The sequence below is a fragment of the Dietzia sp. NPDC055343 genome (assembly GCF_053645265.1).
Genome location: NZ_JBSHMJ010000003.1, coordinates 20168 through 40286 on the forward strand (window position 1 = coordinate 20168; position 20119 = coordinate 40286).

A 20119-nucleotide genomic window follows, 5' to 3' on the forward strand; every position below is an offset into this window, starting at 1 on the left:
GGCGCCTGTCTATGATGTGGGTCACACCCCTCCGCCAGCGAAGGATCCCCATGGCCGACACCGTCCGCGAACAGCTCCTCCGTCACGCCGAGTCCGACCGGACGGCGATCCACTTCGAGGACCTCGAGATCAGCTGGCGCGACTACCTCCGCGGTGCGGGCAAGCGGGCGGGCGTGATCACCGAGGTTCTCGACGGGACCCGTCTCGACAACGCGCAGCCGGACTCGGCCCGCCCCCGCCACGTCGGCACGCTGCTCGAGAACACCCCGGAGATGCTCTACGCGTTGGCCGCCGGCGCACTCGGCGGCTACGTCACGGTGGGTATCAACGCCACCCGCCGCGGAGACGGGCTGGCCCGGGACATCCGGAAGTCAGACTGCCAGGTGATCCTCACGGATTCGCAGCTCAAGCCGCTGCTGGACGGGCTGGACCTGGGCGACGTGAGCGTGATCGACACCGACTCCGACGAGTGGGTCGCGCTCGTGGAGGCCGCATCCCCGCCGGAGAACCCGCCCACGGTCGAGGCCGGTGACCCGTTCATGCTCATCTTCACCTCCGGAACCTCGGGCGCGCCCAAGGCCGTGCGGGTCGGGAACTTCACGGTCACCATGTCCGGCGAGTCGCTCGCGTCGACCTTCGAGCTCACGGCCGACGACGTGCTGTACGTGTCCATGCCGCTGTTCCACTCCAACGCCATCATGAGCGGCTTCTCGCCCGCGATCGCCGTGGGCGCCACCATGGTGCTCGCGCGCCGGTTCAGCGCGACCCGGTTCGGCGACGACATCCGCCGCTACGGCGTGACCTACATGAACTACGTGGGCAAACCGCTCGCGTACATCCTGGACACCCCGCCGCGGCCCGACGACGCCGAGACCACCCTGCGCGCCGCCTTCGGCAACGAGGCCGCCCCCAAGGACATCCCGGCCTTCGCGAAGCGGTTCGGCTGCACCGTCAAGGACGGGTACGGCTCGACCGAACTCGCGATCATCATCGTCCGCACCGAGCACTCACCGCTGGAGTCCATCGGGGAACCGTTCCCGGGAGTCGCCGTGTACGACCCCGTCACCGGGGTCGAGTGTCCCCGGGCGATGTACGACGACGACGGCGCCGTGACCAATCTCGACGAGTATGTCGGCGAACTCGTCAACACGTAGGGCGCCGGCTTCTTCGCGGGCTATTACAACGACGCCGGCGCCACCGACGACCGCCTGCGCGACGGCATGTACTGGTCCGGTGACCTGGCCTACCGCGATCAGGATGGCTTCGTCTACATGGCCGGCCGGAGCAGCGACTGGCTGCGCGTGGACGGCGAGAACCTGGCCACCGGCATCGTCGAGGAGATCCTCCTGCGTCACCCGGCGGTCTCCCGCGTCGCGGTCTACGGGCTGCCCGACCCGCGCGGGACGGGCGACCAGTTGGCGGCGGCGATCGTTCCGCGACACGACGCCCGGATCGACCCGGCCGGGTTCGAGGAGTTCCTCGCCGCCCAGGCCGACCTGTCGCCCAAGGCGTGGCCGCGCTGGGTCCGGGTCGCCGACGAGCTGCCCACCACGGCGACCAACAAGATCCTCAAGCGCGAGCTGATCACCCAGGGCGTGGGCGGCGCAGCGGTCGACGGGAGCCAGCCCGACACCTGGTGGGAGCGCGAGGAGCGCGGAACGGCGTACGCCGAGCTCGCGGCCACGCGGGCGTGACGGGACCGGCACTGCTGGGCGCGCAGCTCCCGACCCGGACGGTGCCGCGTCGGGGCCCCTGGACGTAGTCTCTGCGCATGAGATACGCCACCTCCAAGACGGTCCGCTACTGGGCGATGCCCGCCGCTCTCGGCACGATGGGCGTGCTGCATTTCGTGGCACCCAAGCCATTCGACGGGCTGATCCCGCCCGAGCTGCCCGGCAGTCGCCGGGCTTGGACGTACGGCTCCGGTGTGGTCGAGCTGGCAGTGGCCGGGCTGCTGGCGAACCGCGACACGCGCGCGCTCGGTGGCGCGGCCGCAACGGCCCTGTTCGTGGGCGTGTTCCCCGGCAACCTGCAGATGGCGCGGGCGTGGCGGGGTAAGCCGGTCTGGCCGTACCAGGTGATCGCGTGGGGGCGGCTGCCGCTGCAGATCCCGATGATCATGGCCGCCGACAAGATCCGCCGCGACGCGTGAGCGACCCCGGCGCGGGCGGGCGCCGGGGCCCCGGCGTGGGTCTGGTCCTGGCGGCGGCGGGCTCGGCGCTCCTGGTCGTCGGGCTGGCCGTGGTAATCCTCCTGCTGGTGCGCGGGCCGGCCGGGGACGGGGCCGACACGGTCGCCACGCCGACGTCGGGGGCCGCCACGACGAGCGTCGTGGACGGGCCGCCGGGCGTCATCGAGGAGTGCAGCGACTCCGGTGAGGCAGTCCTGCCCAGATCGGGTCGGGGAACTGAGGCCACCAGCTGCGCGTTCGCCGTCGCGGTCCGCAACGCCTACTTCCGCACCGCCCGCCCGGGGGATCCCGCGATGGTCGAGGCGGACAGCCCGACGACCGGCCAGAGCTACGAGATGGGCTGTATCGACAACCACAACAACGGCGGCATCATCTGCCGCGGGGGTGACAACGCGGTGGTCTACCTGTACTGAGTGTCAGGCCAGCCGCGCGAGGGCGTCGCGCTTGATCTCGTCCGGCGCGAACGACGCCTCGACCGACGACCGTGCGCACTCGGCGAGATGTGCCGACGCGATCCCCATCCGCTCCTCAGCGAGCACGTACTCGTCCACCACGTCCACGCCGAACAGCAGCGGGTCGTCGGCGCCGATCGAGCACCGCACGCCCGCCTCCAGCAGGGTCGGCAGCGGGTGCTGCTCCAGCGAGGGGTACACGCCCAGGATGACGTTCGAGGTCGGGCACACGTCCAGGCAGGTCCCGGTCTCGGCGAGCAGCGCGAGCACCCACGGGTCCTCGACGGCCCGCACCCCGTGCTGGATGCGGTCCACGCCCAGCTCGACCGCCGCCCGTACCTCCTCGGGGCCGGCCAGTTCGCCGACGTGCGGCACCACCCCGAGCCCGGCGTCGCGCGCGATCGCGAACGCCTCCGCCGCCGCGGTCACCGAGCTGTCGCGCTCGTCGTTCACCAATCCCACGGCCACCACGCCACGGTCGGCGAAGCGTGCGGCCAGGCGAGCGCCGGCGAGTGCGTGATCCGGCCCGGCGCCACGGTCGATGCTGACGATCGCCCCGGTCCAGACACCGTGCCGACGCCCCGCCTCGGCGGCCGCGGGCAGGATGAACTCCAGCGCCTCCTCGGCCGTGGCGAACGCCGCCGACTTCTCGGGGATCGACGCGTACTCGAGCGCCACCACGCCCTGCGCGGCGGCGTCGGCCACCACCTCGTCGAGCAGCCGCCCGACCCGCTCGGGCGTGTGCAGTAGCTCGATCAGCACACCGTAGGCGTCGAGGAACCGCGTGAAGTCGCTGAACTCGACCAAAGGCGGCACCGCGATACCGTCCTCGGAACACCACTGCCACAGCGTCGCCTCGCGCATGGCGGCCTCGAGGTGGACGTGCAGGTGCGCCTTCGGCAGCGCGACGTAGTGGTTCCGGGAGGGATCGGTCATCCTTCGTCCCGGAGCCCCCGTGCGTCGTCGGCGACGTCCTGGTGGGTGAGGGGATCGGAACCGTCCCAGCAGGAGATGTTCTTGGCCTGAGGCAGATCGTCGCGATGGAAGACCGGGTTGTGGCCGGCCGCCTTCTGCTTGAGGTAGTGGTGCAGAAGTGTCACCGCCAGGCCGCCGAGCGGGAGAATCGCCACCAGGTTGATGGTGGCCATGAAGCCCATGAACAGGTCGGCCAGACCCCACACCAGATCCACGGAACCGAGTGATCCTCCGATCACCGCGAGCAGCACGAGGAACCGGAAGGCGGTGATGGTGCGCGGGCTCTCGCGCAGGAAGTTGATGTTGGCCTCGCCGTAGTACGAGTTCCCGAGGATCGAGGAGAAGGCGAGGAAGAAGATCACCACCATCAGGAACGGCACGCCCCAGTCACCGACCTGGGTGGCCAATGCGTCCTGGGTCAACGTGATGCCCTCCCTGTCGCCCCCGAACTCGGGATCGGACAGCAGGATGATGAACGCGGTGGCCGAGCACACCACGAGCGTGTCGAAGTAGACGCCGAGGGACTGGACGAGGCCCTGCTTGACGGGGTGGGAGACCGAGGCGGTGGCCGCGGCGTTGGGGACCGAGCCCATGCCGGCCTCGTTGGAGAAGAGGCCGCGCCTCATGCCCTGCATGATCGCCGCGCCGATGGTCGCGCCGGCGACCTCTCTGAAGCCGAGCGCCTGGCCGACGATGAGGCCGATCATGTCGGGGACCTCAGTGATGTTGATGGCGACGACGACGAGCGCCACAACGATGTAGGCCACGGCCATGACCGGGACGATAATCTCGGTGACCGCGGACAGGCGGCGGATTCCGCCGAAGATGACCAGACCGGTGACCAGGGCCAGTCCGATGCCGATGAGCAGGCTCGCGGATGTGCCGCTGAGGCCGAACTGGTTCTGGACGGATTCGGAGATCGAGTTGGCCTGCACGGCGTTGAACACGAATCCGTAGGTGATCGTGATGATCACGGCGAAGGCCACGGCCAGCGGCTTCCAGCCCAGCCCGTCCCGGATGTAGTAGGCCGGGCCGCCGATGTACGAATCCCTGCCCTTCACCTTGTAGAGCTGACCCAGGGTCGACTCGATGAACGCCGTGGCGCCGCCGAGGATCGCGATCAGCCACATCCAGAAGACGGCGCCCGGGCCGCCCACCGTGATCGCGATGGCGACCCCCGCGACGTTGCCGGTGCCCACGCGAGAGGCCGCCGAGATGGTGAAGGCTCGAAATGCCGAGATGCCCTTCTTGCCCGATTCGATGTCGGCCGGTTTCTCCGTGATGGTCCGGAGCATCTCGGGGAACATCCGGATCTGCACGATCAAGGTGGTGGCCGAGAAGTACAGGCCGGCGACGAGCAGGAGCGCGATGACGCCGTACCAGTAGATGTCGTTGACATTCGCGACGAGGTCGGTGAGGTGGGTCACGAATCGACACTAACGGATGGTTCGCCGCGATATCTCGGGTCCGCACCCGCTTGTGGGGAGGAGAGCGCGACGGCACGTAACCTGGGCGGGTGGCTGAAGTCGAAGCGAGCGTCGGTGGTGACAGCGACCTGGCGCCCACCGCGCCGGAGGTCGCCCTGCTCTTCGAGGGTGGCGGCATGCGTGCTGTGCACACCGCCGGCGTGGTGGAGACGCTCATCGAGGCCGAGATCCACGCCGGGCTCGTGGCGGGCATCTCGGCGGGCTCCACACACCTGGCCAACTACCTGTCGCGGGACGCGGTGCGGGCGCGCAAGAGCTTCGTGGAGCTCGCCGGGGACCCCAACTTCGGCAACTGGCGCAGCTTCGCCCGGGGCAAGGGGCTGTTCAACGCCGAGTACATCTACGAGCAGACCGGTCTGCCGGACCAGGTCCTGCCGTTCGACTTCGACACCTTCGCGGCCAGCGGCACCGCCGCGCGGATCGGGACGTTCCGGTGCTCGGACGGCGAGACGCTGTTCTGGACCGAGGACGACGCCGCCACGATGCCGGAGTTGATGAAGATGGTGCGATCGTCCTCGACCATGCCGGTGTGGATGCCACCGGTCCTCATCGACGGCGAGTACTACGTGGACGGCGCGCTGGGGCACGACGGCGGCGTTCCGCTGTCCGCCGCCCGCGACGCCGGGTACGAGAAGTTCCTGGTGGTGCTCACCCAGCCGGAGGGCTTCCGCAAGGTGCCGCCCCGTCGTCTGACGCCGTTCTATCGGTCGTACTTCCGCCGGTTCCCCGCCGTGGGCGAGGCGCTGTTGCATCGGTGGGCGCTCTACAACGAGACGCTGGACGAGATCGACGCGCTCGAGGAGGCGGGGCAGGCCGTGGTCTTCCGCCCGGAGCAGGTGAAGATCCGCAGTTACGAGCGCAAGGTCGACCGCCTCGCCGAGGCGTACACCCTGGGCAGGGAGCAGGCTCGGCGAGAGGTCGACCTGTGGCGGGAGTTCTGCGGGCTCTAGGAACCGAAGAGTTCCGCGCCCCCGGCGAGGGTCCGCAGGATATATGCCGGCAGGTAGAGGAATCCGTCGATCGCGGCGGAGCCGAACGGCCCCGGGGTGATTCGTGCAGACCCGCTCGCGAGGCCGTCCCAGAAGTCAGAGAACATCACGTGTCCTTCCACGTTGTGCCCACCCTGTGTGGGCTGCGTCACACATCGTCCTCCGGTGCGGGCTTCGTGTCCACCGGGCGCACGAACGGGCCGGTCGCTGGCACTTAGGCTTGCCTCAATAGACAGACTGGTCTGTTCTCAATTATGGTCGCGGGCATGACCGACACCGCCGCCCCGTCTCGCCCCGCTCGTCCTGCGCGCGCTCCCAAGCCCAAGGGTCAGTGGAAGATCGACGGTAAGCTCACCCTGAACCACAACGAGGAGTTCAAGGCCGAGGACGACGCGCTCAACGTCAAGCAGCGCATCCTCGACGTCTACTCGCGTGAGGGGTTCGCCTCGATCCCCTCGGACGATCTGTCCGGCCGGTTCCGCTGGATGGGTCTCTACACCCAGCGCAAACAGGGCATCTCGGGGGCGCGGACCTCGAAGCTCGAAGCCGATGAGCTGCAGGACGAGTACTTCATGATGCGTGTCCGCATCGATGGTGGCGCGCTGACGACCGAGCAACTGCGCGTCGTCGCCGGCGTCTCGACCGAGTTCGCCCGCAACACCGCGGACATCTCCGACCGGCAGAACGTCCAGTACCACTGGATCCGGATCGAGGACATCCCGGAGATCTGGCGGCGCTTCGACGAGGTCGGTCTGACCACCATGGAGGCGTGCGGCGACTGCCCGCGCGTCGTGCTGGGCAGCCCGGTCGCCGGCATCGCGGCCGACGAGATCATCGATCCGACGCCGGCGATCGAGGAGATCAAGGCCAGGTACATCGGCAGCCCCGAGTTCTCCAACCTGCCGCGCAAGTACAAGTCGGCGTTCACCGGCCACCCGAGCCTGGACGTGGTCCACGAGATCAACGACATCGCGTTTGTCGGAGTGGTCCACCCCGAGCTGGGCGCCGGTTACGACCTGTGGGTCGGCGGCGGCCTGTCGACCAACCCGCAGCTCGCGCAGCGGCTCGGCGCCTTCGTCCGGCCCGAGGAGGCCGTCGAGGTCTGGCACGGCGTCACCAGCGTGTTCCGTGATTACGGCTACCGCGCCCAGCGCACCCGCAACCGCCTGAAGTTCCTTATCAAGGACTGGGGCGTGGAGAAGTTCCGCCAGGTCCTCGAGGACGAGTACCTCGGTCGCGCGCTCAACGATGGACCGGCCCCCGCCAAGGCCACCGCCCCCGGCGACCACATCGGCGTGTTCGAGCAGAAGGACGGCCGCTACTTCGTGGGCGCCACCACGACCGTCGGCCGCGCCGGCGGCGACGTGCTCACCAAGGTGGCCGACCTCGCCGAGGCCGCCGGGTCGCAGCGCATCCGCTTCACGCCGCACCAGGGCGTCATCGTCCTGGACGTCGAGGAGGACAAGGTCGAGGAGCTCATCGAGGGACTCGCCGCGGTCAACCTGCACGCCCGCCCCAGCTCGTTCCGCCGCTGGACCATGGCCTGCACCGGCATCGAGTACTGCAAGCTCGCCTTCGTCGACACCAAGGACTCGGCCACCGAGCTCGTCGCCGAGCTGGAGAGGCGCTTCGCGGGTGACGCCCCGCTGGAGACGCCGTTGTCGATCCACCTCAACGGCTGCCCCAACAGCTGCGCCCGCATCCAGACCGCCGACATCGGACTGAAGGGCCAGCTGCTCGACGGCGACACCCCGGGCTTCCAGGTCCACCTCGGCGGCGGCCTGGCCGCGAGCCACCGCGAGGAGGGTGGCCTCGGCCGCACCGTCCGCGGCCTGCGAGTGAAGACCTCGGACCTGGCCGACTACGTCGAGCGTGTCATCCGTAAGTACGTCGAGTCCGGTGAGTCCGGCGAGACCTTCGCCGAGTGGGCACACCGGGTGGATGAGGAGGTCCTCGTATGACCGCAGTGGGCCTGGAACTGCTGCCCCGCAGCACCGTGCTGACCCCCGGCCCCGGCCGGAAGCGCAGCGCCGACGAGCTCAAGGCGATCGCCGAGGAGGCCGCGCGCCGCTTCGACGACCGCGGGCTCTACGGCAACCACACCGAGATCGATCCGGCCGAGGTCCTGGCCTGGGCCGGCGAGACCTTCGGTGACGCCCTGGCCGTGGCCTGCTCCATGGCCAACACGGTCGTGCCGGAGATGACCGCGCCCCACGCCCCCGGCGTGGACGTGCTGTTCCTCGACACCGGCTACCACTTCTCGGAGACCGTCGGCGTCCGAGACGCACTGGCGGCCACGCCGGGTCTCAATGTGGTGGACGTCCGCAGCCCGGCGAGCATCGCCGAGCACGAGGCCGTCCTGGGCGACAGGCCGTTCGAGACCGACCCCGAACTGTGCTGCCGCCTGCGCAAGGTCGAGCCGCTCGACGCCGCGCTGTCCGGCTACGAGGCCTGGATCACCGGCGTCCGCCGCGTCGACACCGATCACCGCGCCGGCGCGGGCATCGTCGAGTGGGACGCCAAGCACGGGATGGTCAAGATCAACCCGCTGGTCGCGTGGACGCTCGAGCGCGTCCACAACTACGCGGACGAGCACGGCTGCCTACTCAACCCGCTGCTCGACGACGGCTACCCGTCGATCGGCTGCGAACCGTGCACCCACCGCGTCGAGGCCGGCGCGGACCCGCGTTCGGGCCGGTGGGCGGGCTCGTCCAAGACCGAGTGCGGAATCCACCTGTGACCGCCGCTCTCGCTGCACTCACGGCCGCGCCCGCTCCCGCCCCGGCCCTGGACGGACTCCCGCTCACCGTCGGGCTGGCCGGCCGCGAGGTGCTGCTCGTCGGCGCCGGGCCGGTGTCTGCCCGGCGGGCGCGGACGTTCCTCGAGGCCGGCGCCCACCTCCGGGTGGTCGCGCCGGCCATCGCGCCCGAGATGGCGGACGTGATGGCGGGCGCGGGCGACGGCGTCGTCGTCGTTGTCAGGTCCTTCATCCCCGCCGACCTGGACACGCCCTGGATGGTGCACGTCGCCACCGGCGATGCTCTGGTCGACGCGGAGATCGCGGCGCGGTGCGAGGCGCGGCGCATCTGGTGCGTGACCGCCGGCGACGCCGCGCTCGGCTCGGTGCGGGTACCCGCGCGCACCGCGGTCGCGACCCCGGCCGGGCTGGTGCGTATCGCCGTCGACTCGGGCGATCCGCGCCGGTCGGTGCGGGTCGGCCGGCACGTCGCCCGCTCCCTGGCCACCGCGCCCGCAGGGCTGCGCGCCCGCCGCCGCCCCGAGGCCGGCTGGGTGGCGCTCGTCGGAGGCTGCGGCGACGGCGACCTCCTCACCGTCCGCGCGCGTCGCCTGGTCCACGCCGCGGACGTGCTGGTCGTGGACGGTGTCGCTGACGTGGGCCTGGTGTCGGAGCTCGACGACGACGTCGAGGTGGTCGAGGCCGGCCCCGGACTGCCCGCCGCCCGGGTGGCCGACCTGATCGCGGCTCGACGCGCAGCCGGTCACGGGGTGGTTCGGATCGTCGCGGCGCCGACGCTCGCGGCGGCGGCCCGGGACCTCGAGGACGCCGGGGTCGAGTTCCAGCTCGTGCCCGGCGTGGTCTAGGCCCAGGCGGTGGTGAGCGCCGCGTCGATCCCGTCCCGGACGGCCGCGCGCACCTCGTTGACGGTGGGGGCCGCCCCCGGGTCCCACGTGATGACCGGGCCCGCTGCGGCCACGGCCCGTCGCGGCGGCACCCTCGCGTGCTCGCGGCCGTGGTAGGCGAGCCCCACCGGCAGCACCGCGACCGGGGCCCCGGCCGTGCAGACCCCCTCCACCATCAGGCCCACGCCCTTCTTGACCGAGTCGAGCCGCAGCGTGCGCAGGTCGTCGGCGGAGGAGTTGGTGCCCTCGACGAAGGTCAGCACCACCCCGCCCTCGACGATCCGGCTCACACACACGTCGATCAGGCGGGCCGCGGCACCGTCATAGATCTCGGACGCCGTCCCCTCGTAGTTCTTCGCGCGAAACACCGGGATTGTGCCGGTGTACTCGAACAGCGGCCGCAGCGGGCTCCGGAAGAGCGGGTCCTTGGTCAGGCCGGTGCCGGCGCACAGGAACCGGATCCGCTTGTCGAACAGGCTGGCGGCCAGCACCATCGGGTCCTGCTTGGACGGATGGTTGACGGCCACCAGCACGCCCACTCCCGCCCGGTGGAGGCGGTGGAGCTCGGCGACGGTCTCTTCGGGGATGCGAACCCGGGGACGGTAGATCGCGTCGATCACCCGCAGGAGCGGATATGTGAACCAGTCGCGCCGACGGCCGGGGCCGTAGAAATCGTAGACGGCGTCGTAGTTGGCCACGGTCACCTCGGGCCGTGGCGGCCGCCGTGTCCCGTCGGTGCCCATGCCCACCAGTCTCGCCCAGCGGATGCGGAACTGCATACGGATTGCGGCATGCTCGGAGGTATGACGACGCGACCCCGCCTCCTGCTGGTGGCGCACGGGACCCGTTCGGCGACCGGCCGTAGGGTGGTGGGCCGACTCCTGCTCGAGTCCCGCAAGCAGCTCGACGGGGTGGATTGCCGGCTGGCCTGGGTCGACGTCCAGGCGCCCGGCCCGTCGCGGGTGTTGGCCGACGGAGTGCCGGCGGTCGTGGTCCCGGTCTTCCTGGCCCGCGGGTTCCATGTCACGCACGATGTCGCACAGGCCTGCCGGAACGCGCCGGGGCCGGTCGTCCAGACCCCGCACCTGGGCGACGAACCGGAGGTCGTGCGCGCGGTCGTGCAGCGCCTCGCCGAGGCCGGCGCGGTGGGGGCCTTCGGCGCGGACGCGGTGGTGCTGGGCGCGGCCGGGAGCCGGGACGAGTCGTCGCTGGCGGAGACCCGGGAGCTGGCGCAGACCCTGACCCGGCTTCTCGGCGTTCCGGTGACGGCGGCGTTCGCGTCGACCGCGACCCCCACCGTGGCCGACGCGGTGGCCGCGTACCGGGCGGACGGGCACACGAGAGTGGCGGTGGCGACGCACCTCCTGGCTCCGGGTTTCTTCGCGGACCGAATCGCCTCGGCCGGCGGGGACCTCACCTCGGAACCGCTCGGGGCGCACCCGGAGATCGTCGAGTTGATCGTCCGGAGATATCGGGAGTTCTCCGCACAACTGGCCCGGTGAATTGTCCCGGTAATCCCGGCCACAATCCGGGCGCGCATATCCCGGTATTGCCACGTCAATGAGATCTGCATTGAATTAGTAAGGTGCATTCGGTGATGGGTGGGTGCATAATGACCTCCCGAAGAGGGAAATCGGGCTAGGGGAGTGTGAGATGGCGCAGCAATTTCAGGTTCAGTACATCGATGATCTGGACGGATCGGATCTCGGAAGTGTGGCCAACACCATTTCGTTCGCATTCGATGGCAGGGAGTACTCCATCGATCTGAGCAATGAGAACGCCGATAAGTTCCGCGAGGTCATGGCGCCTTATGTGGAGAATGGCCATCGGGTGACCGGGACCAAGGCCAAGCCGGCGCGCAAGTCGGCCTCGCGTTCGTCCTCCGGCGAGACCAAGGCCATTCGGGAATGGGCCCGCAGCAACGGATACGACGTATCCGACCGCGGCCGTATCCCCGCCGACATCATGGATGCCTACGCTGCCGCCAACTGAACCACGAACCGGCTGGCCCGCACTTTCCGAGAGGAAGTGCGGGCCCGCGGTCTTTTCCCGGCCACGATGATCACATCGCCACAGACCAAACGGTGTTTCAGACCACGTTCCACATCCGTGATCGCGGTGGGACAACAGCGTGATGACACAGCCGTCGACCGACACGCCACGGTGCTATGACGCCATTTCGTCGTCGTCGTCGTAATCTCACCCGGGTGACCCCCGCCTCGACCCGCGCCAGCCGCGACACCGCACCCGCCTCCACGCACGCGCAGTACGACGCCGCGCTGCGGCGGGGGATTCTCGACGAGGCCATGCACCGGCTTCGCGACGGGGGACCGGAGAACCTGGGGCTGCGGCCGCTCGCGTCGTCGCAGGGCACCTCGACCACCGCGATCTACACGATGTTCGGCGGTAAGGCCGGACTCCTCGCGGCGGTCGCCCACGAGGCCGACCGGCAGCTCGCCGAGGAACTGCGCGGCTCCCTGCGCCACGACAGCGTGGAGGGCGACATGCGGTCATTGTGCCGCGCCTACCGGCGCTGGGCGCTCGAGAACCAGGGCCTGTACGGGCTGGTCGTGGGCGAGCCGGTGCGTTCTCCGCGGCCGGGCGTCGGGGGAGGAGCGGGTGACGCCGGCGCCGCCGCCGACCAGCAGTGGCGTGAGCCGCTACTCGAAGTGGTTGACGCGCTGGTCGACGAGGGCGTGTTCCGGACCGCTGATGTGCACGAGACCGCCACCGCGATCTGGGCGTCGCTGCACGGGGTGGTGTCGCTCGAGCTGAGTGTTTGGCGCGACTCGCCGAGCGCCGAGCAGTACTTCGAGACCCAGCTCGCGGCCATCCTCCGGTCGTGGGCGGCGGGCGGTGCCGGCGAGTCGCGGCTGCGGTCGTCGGTGGCGGGGTGAGCGACGTGGCCGACAGGAGCGAGTTCGCCTTCTTCACACTTGGGGAGGGCGGCGCCTACGTCCCCACCCGCTACGCGCGCAGCGCCTGGTCGGAAGGACTGCTCAACGGGCCGTCGGTGGTGGCGGCCGCGGCGCGGTCACTCGAGATCGAGCACGGCGTCGAGGGCTTCCAGCCGTCGCGGCTGACCGTCGACCTGTTCGCCCAGGTGCGGTTCGAGCCCATGACCGTCCGCACCGAGACGGTGCGCAGCGGCAACCGCATCGTGGTGTCGGACGCGTTCGTGGAGCAGGGCGGCAAGACCGTCGCGCGCGCGACGCTCGTGCAGTTGCGCCGGGGCGAGCAGCCGCCGGGCGAGGTGTGGCTCTCGGGCCGGGAAATGGGCCCGCCGCCGGGAGTGGAGAGCGTGACGCTGGGCGCCGGGACCCGCGCATGGTTCGGCAGCGACGGGGCCGAGGAACCGTGGAGCCCCTCGATGGGCCCCCACCAGGGCGCGGGCCGCAAGCGGTTCTGGATCCATCCCCTGGATGTGGTCTCGGGGCAGGACGCGACGCCCTTCCAACGGGCCGTCACCACCGGTGAGTCCACGAGTCTCATGGCGCACTGGGGGACCGAGGGGATCGGCTTCATCAACGCCGACCTCACCGTGGCGTTGGCCCGGCTACCGCGCAGCGGAGACATCGGGATCGAGGCCGACGAGCACATCAGCGACTCCGGGGTGGCCGTGGGCACGGCGACCCTGTTCGACCGCGACGGCATGTTCGGCACCGGCACCGTGGTGGCGGTCTCCAACGCGGGCCGCCAGATCGACTTCTCCAAGCGCGGCCTGGTCAAGGGCCGGAGTGACGGCGGATCGGGTTCCGACTCGGGAGCGGACCCGGAGAAGGGAACGCGGGTATGAGCACGGACCTGAGCCGCGAGCGGCTGTTCGACGCAATCGAGGCGCAGGCCGGGCTGGTCCGGTTCGCGCTGGAGGGCGCCGACCTGTCCGCGCCCGTCGCGGCGTGCCCCGGCTGGACGGTGCACGAACTGGTGGCCCACCTGGGGACCGCCAACTGGTGGGGCGGCGCCAACGTCCGCGAGGCGAACCCCGAAGTGCGGGCCCGGGGAATGCGCGCGGTGATGGAGTCCGCGCCGCCGGCCACCGAGGGCGCGGATGCGCTCGCCCGGTGGTACGCCGGGCTCGCGGAGGGCGCCATCGAGACCTACGCCGGGACCGAGCCGGACGCGCCCGTGTGGACCTTCGCCGGCCCCGGTCGCGCGGACTACTGGCTGCGCCGGCAGCTGCACGAGACGGCGATCCACCGCTGGGACCTCGAGTGCGCGCTGTCGGGCGCGGCGGGCACGACTCCGCTGATGGACGACGTCGCCCTCGACACCATCGACGAGTTCTGCACCGCGCTGCGCCCGATCATGTCCGCCGCGCTGCCGCCGCTGCCGGTGACGATCCGCGTGCGCGCCGGTGAGCGCGAGTGGGTGCTACCGGGTGCCGAGGGTGAGGACGGTCAGGCCGCGCCCGAGGTCGAGCTGACCGGCCCGCCCGAGACGCTGGCTCTACTGCTGTGGGGGCGCGTGGGGCCGGACGCGGAGGGCCTGGAGGTCACCGGCGACCGCGGTGGCCTAGACGCCGCCCTGGAGGCCGGGCTCTCGATCTGATGCGCGCGGCCGTGCCGGCACTGCTGCTTGTCGCCCTCGGCGGGGCGGCCGGATCGGCGGGGCGCGCCGCGGTCACCCTCGCCCTCCCCGAGACACCGCTCGCCGCGACGCTGCTGGTCAACGTGGTGGGGGCGTTCGTGTTGGCCGCGCTGGTGGCGGCGCTGGACGCGGCGGGGCCACGACGACGAGACCGTCAGCGCCGGGCCCGGCTACTCCTCGGCACCGGCCTGTGCGGAGGGTTCACGACCTACTCGGCGGTCGCGCTCCAGACGGCCGAACTCGTACGGGACTCGGCGCCTCTCACCGCGGCCGGGTACGCGCTGGCCACGCTCGTGCTCGGGGCACTGGCCTCGCTCGCCGGGCTCGCCGCGGCCGGGCTGGCCGTGGGGCGGCGTGACGCGGCGGAGCCGAACGCATGAGCGCCGCGGTGCTCGTCGGCTGGGCCGCGCTCGGCGGCGGGGTGGGCGCGGCCGCCCGCTACGCGGTGGACGAGTGGGTGACCGCCCGCTGGCGCCGTGCCTTCCCCCTGGGGATCTTCCTGGTCAACGTCACCGGCTCGCTGCTGCTCGGTGTGCTGGTGGGGCTCACTACGCCCTCGGTCGCGTCCGCCGCCGCGCCCGCCGGGTGGGTGGCGCTGGTCGGCACCGGCGTCCTGGGCGGGTACACGACGTTCTCCACCGCGAGCCTGGATGCGGTGCGTCTGGCCTTGGCCTGCCGGGGCGTCACCGCGCTCGCCTACGCGGTGGGCACCGTGCTGGCCACGATCTGCGCCGCGTTGCTGGGGTTGTGGCTCGGCGGGTTGTAAACCGCGTCTCGGTGGGCCACGGTAGGGGCATGGGGCATCGGATGTTCGTGGCGGTGCTGCCGCCGGAGGAGGTCCGCGAGCAGCTCGAGCGGTTCCTCGAGCCTCGGCTTGGTCTGACGTGGACCCCGCCGTCGCAGTGGCACCTCACCCTGACCTTCTGCCCGGATGTGGACGACTGGAGGCTCGACGAACTCACTGAGCGTCTCGGCGCCGTGGCGCGCAAGCACGAGCCGTTCCGCCTGCGGCTGGCCGGGGCCGGAGCCTTCCCTTCGGTGGAGGGGGCCAAGGTGCTGTGGGCCGGCGTCGACCAGCCTGAACACAAGCCGCTCCACGCTCTCGCCGCCGGCGCGCGATCGGCCGCGAACGCCTCGGGCTGTGTGCCGGACGGTGCTCGGTTCAGGCCGCACCTCACCCTGGCCAGGCTGGGCGGCCGCGACGACGCCACCGCCTGGCTGCGTGTACTCGACACGTTCGGCAGCACCGACTGGGAGGTCACCGAGATCGCGCTCGTCGACTCGTTCCTCGGCGAGGGACCCCGCGGCCGGGCCCGCCACGAGGTGGTGGCACGGCTACCTCTCGGTCCCGAGGATCATCGCTGGTGGGCCAGGCCTCACAGGGCAGCGCACTGACCCTCGCGCTCGCCGGCGACCTGATTGCCGCCGCCGGTCGGGACGTGGGCGTTGTCCTCGCACTCGAGATCGCCGCCGATGGTGTTGCCCTCGAAGCGCTGCGGGCCGGAATTCTGTTCCGACTCCAGGCTGCCGCCGATGCGGACGTTCTCGACGACCGCCTCGCCGCCCTTGTCGAGCTCGATCGACCCGGACACCTCACCACCGCTGACAAGGACGAACGCGTGCCCCTCGGCTTCGACGTCCTCCGCCACGCGAACTCCCCGCAGCTCCAGGCGGCCGTCGTGCTGGACGTCCAGGTCGCCGTTGACTGTGAGATCGGACAGCAGGCAGGTCTGTCCGCTCCGGACGACGACGTCACCGATGATGTCCTGGCCGGTCCGGTCGGTGTCGCAGTTCGCGGGGTCGAAGCCGTCGGTGGCAGGCGCGTTCCCGGTCTGGGTGTTCTTGGTCGGGGTGCTCCCGGTCGGAGCGGTCACGGTCGCGGTGACAGTCTGTTGCTGGGCATCGGTGGCCTGGCCGGACGCCTGGTCGTTCGAGCCGGAGGCGCAGCCGGCCGACACGAGCAGTGCGGTCACCGGCAGCGCCAGCAGGGCTCTGCGGTGTGCGGCCCGGGTGGCGCCGGGTCGGCTGACACTGGGGCGGGGATTGGCGGACATCATCTCGATCACCTCGGGGCTCGGCGGGGGCTCGGTGGCCATCTGGCAGCAGGCTAGCGTGGACGCCGTGGAACTCATAGGCACTGTTGACCCGGCACATCCACTCGTCGTCGTGGCTCTCGAGCAGGAGGCCCGGCACTTCGTCACCGACTTCCCGGTCCTGGTGACGGGCGTCGGCAAGGTGCGGGCGGCATTGGCGGTCGCCACCGCCCTCGGCGGCGGCGCGCGCCCCCGCGAGCTGGTCAACGTCGGGACCGCCGGCGGCCTGCACCCCGGGATGGAGGGGACGCACGAGATCGCCACCGTCTTCCAGTACGACTTCGACGACCCGGCCCTCCACGCCGTCACCGGTCGGCATGACGGGCCGCCCCTGGAACTGTCCGCGGTCAGCGCGGTTGTCCCGGCGCCGCGATCGCTGCTGCCGTCGTCTCCCGGCGGCACGACCGCGCCGGTGCTAGCGACCGGCGACCGCTTCGTGGCGGGCGGGCCGCTGCGGGATCGGCTCGTCGCGATCGCCGACCTGGTCGACATGGAGGGTTACGCCGTCGCGGCGGCGGGAGCGGCCCTCGGGGTGCCGACGCGACTGGTCAAGTACGTGTCCGATCCGGCCGACGAAGGCGCAGGTGACACGTGGGTCGAAGGCGTCGACGCGTGTGCGCGCGTGCTGGCTGAATGGGTCGGAACGCGGCTCTCATAGCGCCCTCCTCCGCCCCGGCGGCCGATTGGATTCGAACACTTGCGCGATAGTGGGACGGCGGGTACGGTCGTACATACGTTCTACTGATGTGCGGCGGGGGTGGCGACGATGACGTCGGTGGGTTCGTTGTCTGCGGTGTCTGCTTCCGTGGGTGCGGCGGATTTGAGGGCTGTGAGCGAGGCGGCGCGGTCGGCGACGCTGGCGCAGAATCGGGCGGGGGCCACGCGGTTGGAAGCGGCTGCGTTGTTGGTGCGGCAGCTGGCTCGGGCTGCTGAGGCCGACGATTCGGGGCGGCCGGGGTTTGCGCGGTTGGATCCGCAGGCGCGGGCGCGTGACCATATGGCGGCGGCGTGTCAGTTGACGTGTTGGCATGCGGGCCGGTTGGTCCTTGCCGGGGTGCAGATCCACACCCGGCTGCCGCGGATGCTGTCCATGGTCGGGCGGGGGCTGTTGCCGGAGCAGTTGGCCATCGATATCGCCTGCCGGTTGGCGCAGGTGCCGGACGCGATCGTCTCTGATGTGGAGGATGCGGTCATGGCCCGCGTCGGGCACGATCTGGACGGTGGTGACCGGCCGTCGCGGTCGGCGGTGGAGGCGATGATCGACCGGGCCGTGGAACGTCTGGATCCCGGGGCGGCGCAGGACGCGGTAGATGCGGCCACAGAGTCGCGCACGGTGCGGTTTCGCCGGGGCCGCGACGGGATGGCCTCGATGTGGGCCAAGCTGCCGATCGGGGACGCGGAGATGCTGCGCCGCAGGATCGAGACCGATGCCGCCGCGGCCGCCGCCGACGGGGTGCCGCGGCCCATGGACCAGCTCCGCGCTGATGCACTGTCGGCGTTGGCGGTGTACTCCCCGGCCGGGCCGCCCGAGGTCGTTGATGGCATCGAGCTCGGCCCGGTGCAGGTCGGGGCGGACCTGCCGCGCCCGACGGTCGGTAACGCCGCCGCGGCCACCGGTCAGCCGATCCGGATCAGTGTGATCGCCGCGGCCGCGCGGGGACTGCCCGATCAGGTGGAGTTCGTCACCGGCGCGTACACCAGCTTCGACTGGCTGTGTCAGGAACTGCTCGAGGGCGATGACGCGCGGGTGCGGTTCGAGATCATCGACCCCGCCCCCGGCGCCCTGGACACCCCGGAGCGGGCACTGCGGTACGTCATCTCCCCGGCGTTGGCCGAGCGGATCCGGCTGCGTGACGGCACCTGCCGCCACCCGGGCTGCGCGGTCGATGCCCGGGACTGCGACATCGATCATGTGATCGCGTTCGACCGGGCCACCCCGGAGTTGGGCGGGCCGACCCTGGAGTGGAACCTGGTGTGCCTGTGCCGCAAACACCACCGCGAGAAGACCTTCGGCACCAACTCCTACCGGCCCGGGCCGCTGGGCGAGCTGATCATCACCACCGACACCGGACACCAACACCGCACCCGACCCAAAGGCCCACTGGCCCGGGCACGCGAGGGCATCCAGGAACAGGTCGAGATCATCCTCAACGACAGACTCTTCTCACCCGACGGATACCTCACCAACCCACCCGGAACCGACAGACGCGACCGACCCGCCTGAGGGGTCAGCAGTCGCCGACGCCCACCCATTCCGACAGCCCGTCGGAGAACAACTGCCGCTTCCAGATCGGCACTCCGTGCTTGAGCCGTTCGATCAACTCGGCGCACGCGGCGAACGCCTCCGCGCGGTGGGGCGCGACCGCCACCACGACCACCGCGACCTCGCCGACCGGCAGGACTCCCACCCGGTGCACGGCGCCCACCCGCACCCGGCCGGCCGGCCCGCTCGTCTCGGTGGCGATCTCCTCGCACAGTCGGCCGAGGATCTTCGCGGCCGTCGGGTGCGCCGAATACTCGATGTGCTGGACGTCGGAACGCCCCCCGTCGTGATCGCGCACAATCCCGGAGAACGTCACCATCGCGCCGTCGGCAGTGGTCCAGACCTCCTGCTCGACTTCACGCGGGTCGATCACGGCGTCGGTGATTCGGGCCAGCGGCACGGATGTGGTCATCAGTGCCCACCTCCATTCGCATGTACCTCGAGCAGGTGCTCGAGCAGGTCGTCGAGCACGGCGAGGCCGTCGCGCACGCCTCCGGTCGAGCCGGGCAGGTTCACCACGAGCGTACGGCCGGCGAAGCCCGCCACCCCGCGACTCATCGCGGCCGTCGGCGTGGCGGCGATGCCGCGTGCCCGCATCGCCTCGGCCACACCGGGCAGCTGCAGCGTGAGGTGTGGCGCCGTGGCCTCGGGGGTGCGGTCGTCCGGGGCCACGCCGGTGCCGCCGGTGGTCAGCAGCGCAGCCGGCGAGCGGCGGACCTGCTCGGTGACGGCCACCTCGATCTCCGCGTCGGCCACCACGTGCACCTCGACCGGGGCGAAATTGCGCTCGACCAGCCAGGACTCGATGGCGGGGCCGGTGGAGTCCTCGCGCTCACCGCGCGAGGCGGCGGTGGAGGAGACGACGACGACGGCGCTCCGGCCCTCACCGATCGCGGCGGGTTCTGCCGGGTGGGCGTTCTGGTCGGTGGCGGCGTTGTCGTCGTCGGATTCCCGGGTCCAGTCGCCGCGCTTTCCACCTGATTTGGCTGCCAGTCGGACCCCGTCCATCGTGGCGAGGGGATCCACGGCCTTGACCATGTCGTGCAACGTCAGGCCCGCCACCGAGACGGCCGTGAGCGCCTCCATCTCGACGCCCGTCCGGCCGGTGGTCTTGGCGGTGGCGGAGACGCGGATCTCGCCCGCGTCGGCGTCGAGATCGAAATGCACCTTCACCGAGTTCAGCGGGATCTGGTGGCACAACGGGATCAGCTCGGAGGTCTTCTTGGCGGCGCCGATCCCGGCCAGGCGCGCGGTGGCCAGCACGTCGGCCTTGCCCAGCGCATCGCCGTCGACCATCGTCACCACCTCGGGGCGGGTGCGGAAGACGCCCTCGGCGGTGGCGGTGCGGGTGGTCACGGCCTTGTCGCCGACGTCGACCATGCGGACGCGGCCCTCGGCGTCGAGGTGGGTGAGCTGCGGGTCTGCCATGGCCTCCAC

General features: G+C 71.0%; 23 protein-coding genes and 1 pseudogene. 17 read left to right on the forward strand and 7 right to left on the reverse strand.

Going from position 1 to position 20119, the window contains the following annotated elements:
• Positions 1-50 precede the first annotated feature (50 nt).
• From ACWIE7_RS02090 to ACWIE7_RS02100, 3 genes and pseudogenes are all read left to right on the forward strand, one after another.
• Positions 51-1694: pseudogene (locus ACWIE7_RS02090) on the forward strand (AMP-binding protein).
• A 77-nt stretch (positions 1695-1771) separates the two neighbouring features.
• The gene (locus ACWIE7_RS02095; RefSeq protein ID WP_454057408.1) at positions 1772-2152 is read left to right on the forward strand and encodes a DoxX family protein; all 381 of its coding nucleotides are present in this window, start codon (positions 1772-1774) and stop codon (positions 2150-2152) included.
• On the forward strand, positions 2149-2604 hold the full coding sequence (locus ACWIE7_RS02100; RefSeq protein ID WP_454068482.1) for a hypothetical protein: 456 nt from the start codon (positions 2149-2151) through the stop codon (positions 2602-2604). Before ACWIE7_RS02095 ends, ACWIE7_RS02100 begins: the two co-directional genes overlap by 4 nt.
• Before the next feature lie 3 nt (positions 2605-2607).
• Here ACWIE7_RS02100 and add read toward each other — a convergent pair whose 3' ends face one another.
• Both add and ACWIE7_RS02110 read right to left on the reverse strand, forming a co-directional pair.
• Positions 2608-3579 (reverse strand): adenosine deaminase, encoded by a 972-nt coding sequence (gene add / locus ACWIE7_RS02105; RefSeq protein ID WP_452100925.1) that lies wholly within the window; start codon positions 3577-3579, stop codon positions 2608-2610.
• Positions 3576-5045 (reverse strand): alanine/glycine:cation symporter family protein, encoded by a 1470-nt coding sequence (locus tag ACWIE7_RS02110; protein WP_454057405.1) that lies wholly within the window; start codon positions 5043-5045, stop codon positions 3576-3578. Before ACWIE7_RS02110 ends, add begins: the two co-directional genes overlap by 4 nt.
• Before the next feature lie 89 nt (positions 5046-5134).
• On the opposite strand from ACWIE7_RS02110, the gene ACWIE7_RS02115 reads away from it, so the two are divergent.
• Positions 5135-6055 (forward strand): patatin-like phospholipase family protein, encoded by a 921-nt coding sequence (locus tag ACWIE7_RS02115; RefSeq protein WP_452100923.1) that lies wholly within the window; start codon positions 5135-5137, stop codon positions 6053-6055.
• Here ACWIE7_RS02115 and ACWIE7_RS02120 read toward each other — a convergent pair.
• On the reverse strand, positions 6052-6246 hold the full coding sequence (locus ACWIE7_RS02120; protein ID WP_452100922.1) for a hypothetical protein: 195 nt from the start codon (positions 6244-6246) through the stop codon (positions 6052-6054). The genes ACWIE7_RS02115 and ACWIE7_RS02120 overlap by 4 nt on opposite strands.
• A 114-nt stretch (positions 6247-6360) precedes the next feature.
• Between ACWIE7_RS02120 and ACWIE7_RS02125 the strand changes: the two genes are divergently transcribed.
• From ACWIE7_RS02125 to ACWIE7_RS02135, 3 genes are read left to right on the forward strand one after another with little or no spacing between them, the layout of a single operon-like run.
• A complete protein-coding gene (locus ACWIE7_RS02125; RefSeq protein WP_454068483.1) occupies positions 6361-8055 on the forward strand; it encodes a nitrite/sulfite reductase in 1695 nt (564 codons plus the stop codon).
• Positions 8052-8834, forward strand: coding sequence for a phosphoadenylyl-sulfate reductase (locus tag ACWIE7_RS02130; RefSeq protein WP_452100920.1), 783 nt, complete (start codon positions 8052-8054; stop codon positions 8832-8834). Before ACWIE7_RS02125 ends, ACWIE7_RS02130 begins: the two co-directional genes overlap by 4 nt.
• Positions 8831-9697, forward strand: coding sequence for an NAD(P)-dependent oxidoreductase (locus ACWIE7_RS02135; RefSeq protein ID WP_454068484.1), 867 nt, complete (start codon positions 8831-8833; stop codon positions 9695-9697). Before ACWIE7_RS02130 ends, ACWIE7_RS02135 begins: the two co-directional genes overlap by 4 nt.
• On the opposite strand, the gene ACWIE7_RS02140 is transcribed toward ACWIE7_RS02135, so the two are convergent.
• Positions 9694-10515 (reverse strand): lysophospholipid acyltransferase family protein, encoded by an 822-nt coding sequence (locus ACWIE7_RS02140; protein WP_454068485.1) that lies wholly within the window; start codon positions 10513-10515, stop codon positions 9694-9696. The genes ACWIE7_RS02135 and ACWIE7_RS02140 overlap by 4 nt on opposite strands.
• 24 nt (positions 10516-10539) lie before the next feature.
• Here ACWIE7_RS02140 and ACWIE7_RS02145 point away from each other — a divergent pair, with 24 nt between their 5' ends.
• From ACWIE7_RS02145 to thpR, 8 genes are all read left to right on the forward strand, one after another.
• Positions 10540-11238 (forward strand): sirohydrochlorin chelatase, encoded by a 699-nt coding sequence (locus ACWIE7_RS02145; RefSeq protein WP_452100917.1) that lies wholly within the window; start codon positions 10540-10542, stop codon positions 11236-11238.
• A 151-nt stretch (positions 11239-11389) separates the two neighbouring features.
• Positions 11390-11728 (forward strand): histone-like nucleoid-structuring protein Lsr2, encoded by a 339-nt coding sequence (locus ACWIE7_RS02150; protein ID WP_454068486.1) that lies wholly within the window; start codon positions 11390-11392, stop codon positions 11726-11728.
• Between the two features lie 215 nt (positions 11729-11943).
• Positions 11944-12633: a TetR/AcrR family transcriptional regulator gene (locus tag ACWIE7_RS02155; protein WP_454068487.1), complete on the forward strand. Its 690-nt coding sequence runs from the start codon at positions 11944-11946 to the stop codon at positions 12631-12633.
• 5 nt (positions 12634-12638) lie between these two features.
• Positions 12639-13532 carry an acyl-CoA thioesterase domain-containing protein gene (locus tag ACWIE7_RS02160; protein WP_454068488.1) on the forward strand — a complete coding sequence of 298 codons (894 nt, stop codon included), beginning with the start codon at positions 12639-12641 and terminating at the stop codon, positions 13530-13532.
• Complete coding sequence (locus ACWIE7_RS02165; RefSeq protein ID WP_454057396.1) at positions 13529-14287, forward strand: maleylpyruvate isomerase family mycothiol-dependent enzyme; 759 nt, start codon at positions 13529-13531, stop codon at positions 14285-14287. The genes ACWIE7_RS02160 and ACWIE7_RS02165 overlap by 4 nt, the downstream gene beginning before the upstream one ends.
• Positions 14287-14706, forward strand: a complete 420-nt coding sequence (locus tag ACWIE7_RS02170) for a CrcB family protein (protein ID WP_454057395.1) — start codon at positions 14287-14289, stop codon at positions 14704-14706. The genes ACWIE7_RS02165 and ACWIE7_RS02170 overlap by 1 nt, the downstream gene beginning before the upstream one ends.
• Positions 14703-15092: a fluoride efflux transporter FluC gene (locus tag ACWIE7_RS02175; protein ID WP_454068489.1), complete on the forward strand. Its 390-nt coding sequence runs from the start codon at positions 14703-14705 to the stop codon at positions 15090-15092. Before ACWIE7_RS02170 ends, ACWIE7_RS02175 begins: the two co-directional genes overlap by 4 nt.
• 29 nt (positions 15093-15121) lie before the next feature.
• Complete coding sequence (thpR, locus tag ACWIE7_RS02180; RefSeq protein ID WP_454057393.1) at positions 15122-15721, forward strand: RNA 2',3'-cyclic phosphodiesterase; 600 nt, start codon at positions 15122-15124, stop codon at positions 15719-15721.
• Here thpR and ACWIE7_RS02185 read toward each other — a convergent pair.
• Positions 15703-16422, reverse strand: a complete 720-nt coding sequence (locus tag ACWIE7_RS02185) for a hypothetical protein (protein WP_454068490.1) — start codon at positions 16420-16422, stop codon at positions 15703-15705. The genes thpR and ACWIE7_RS02185 overlap by 19 nt on opposite strands.
• A 25-nt stretch (positions 16423-16447) precedes the next feature.
• Here ACWIE7_RS02185 and ACWIE7_RS02190 point away from each other — a divergent pair, with 25 nt between their 5' ends.
• Both ACWIE7_RS02190 and ACWIE7_RS02195 read left to right on the forward strand, forming a co-directional pair.
• On the forward strand, positions 16448-17077 hold the full coding sequence (locus tag ACWIE7_RS02190; protein ID WP_454068491.1) for a nucleosidase: 630 nt from the start codon (positions 16448-16450) through the stop codon (positions 17075-17077).
• A 108-nt stretch (positions 17078-17185) separates the two neighbouring features.
• Complete coding sequence (locus ACWIE7_RS02195) at positions 17186-18643, forward strand: DUF222 domain-containing protein (RefSeq protein WP_454068492.1); 1458 nt, start codon at positions 17186-17188, stop codon at positions 18641-18643.
• 4 nt (positions 18644-18647) lie between these two features.
• Here ACWIE7_RS02195 and ACWIE7_RS02200 read toward each other — a convergent pair whose 3' ends face one another.
• Positions 18648-19094 (reverse strand): molybdenum cofactor biosynthesis protein MoaE, encoded by a 447-nt coding sequence (locus tag ACWIE7_RS02200; protein WP_454057390.1) that lies wholly within the window; start codon positions 19092-19094, stop codon positions 18648-18650.
• Positions 19094-20110: a bifunctional molybdenum cofactor biosynthesis protein MoaC/MoaB gene (gene moaCB, locus ACWIE7_RS02205; RefSeq protein ID WP_454068493.1), complete on the reverse strand. Its 1017-nt coding sequence runs from the start codon at positions 20108-20110 to the stop codon at positions 19094-19096. Before moaCB ends, ACWIE7_RS02200 begins: the two co-directional genes overlap by 1 nt.
• Between the last annotated feature and the right edge of the window lie 9 nt (positions 20111-20119).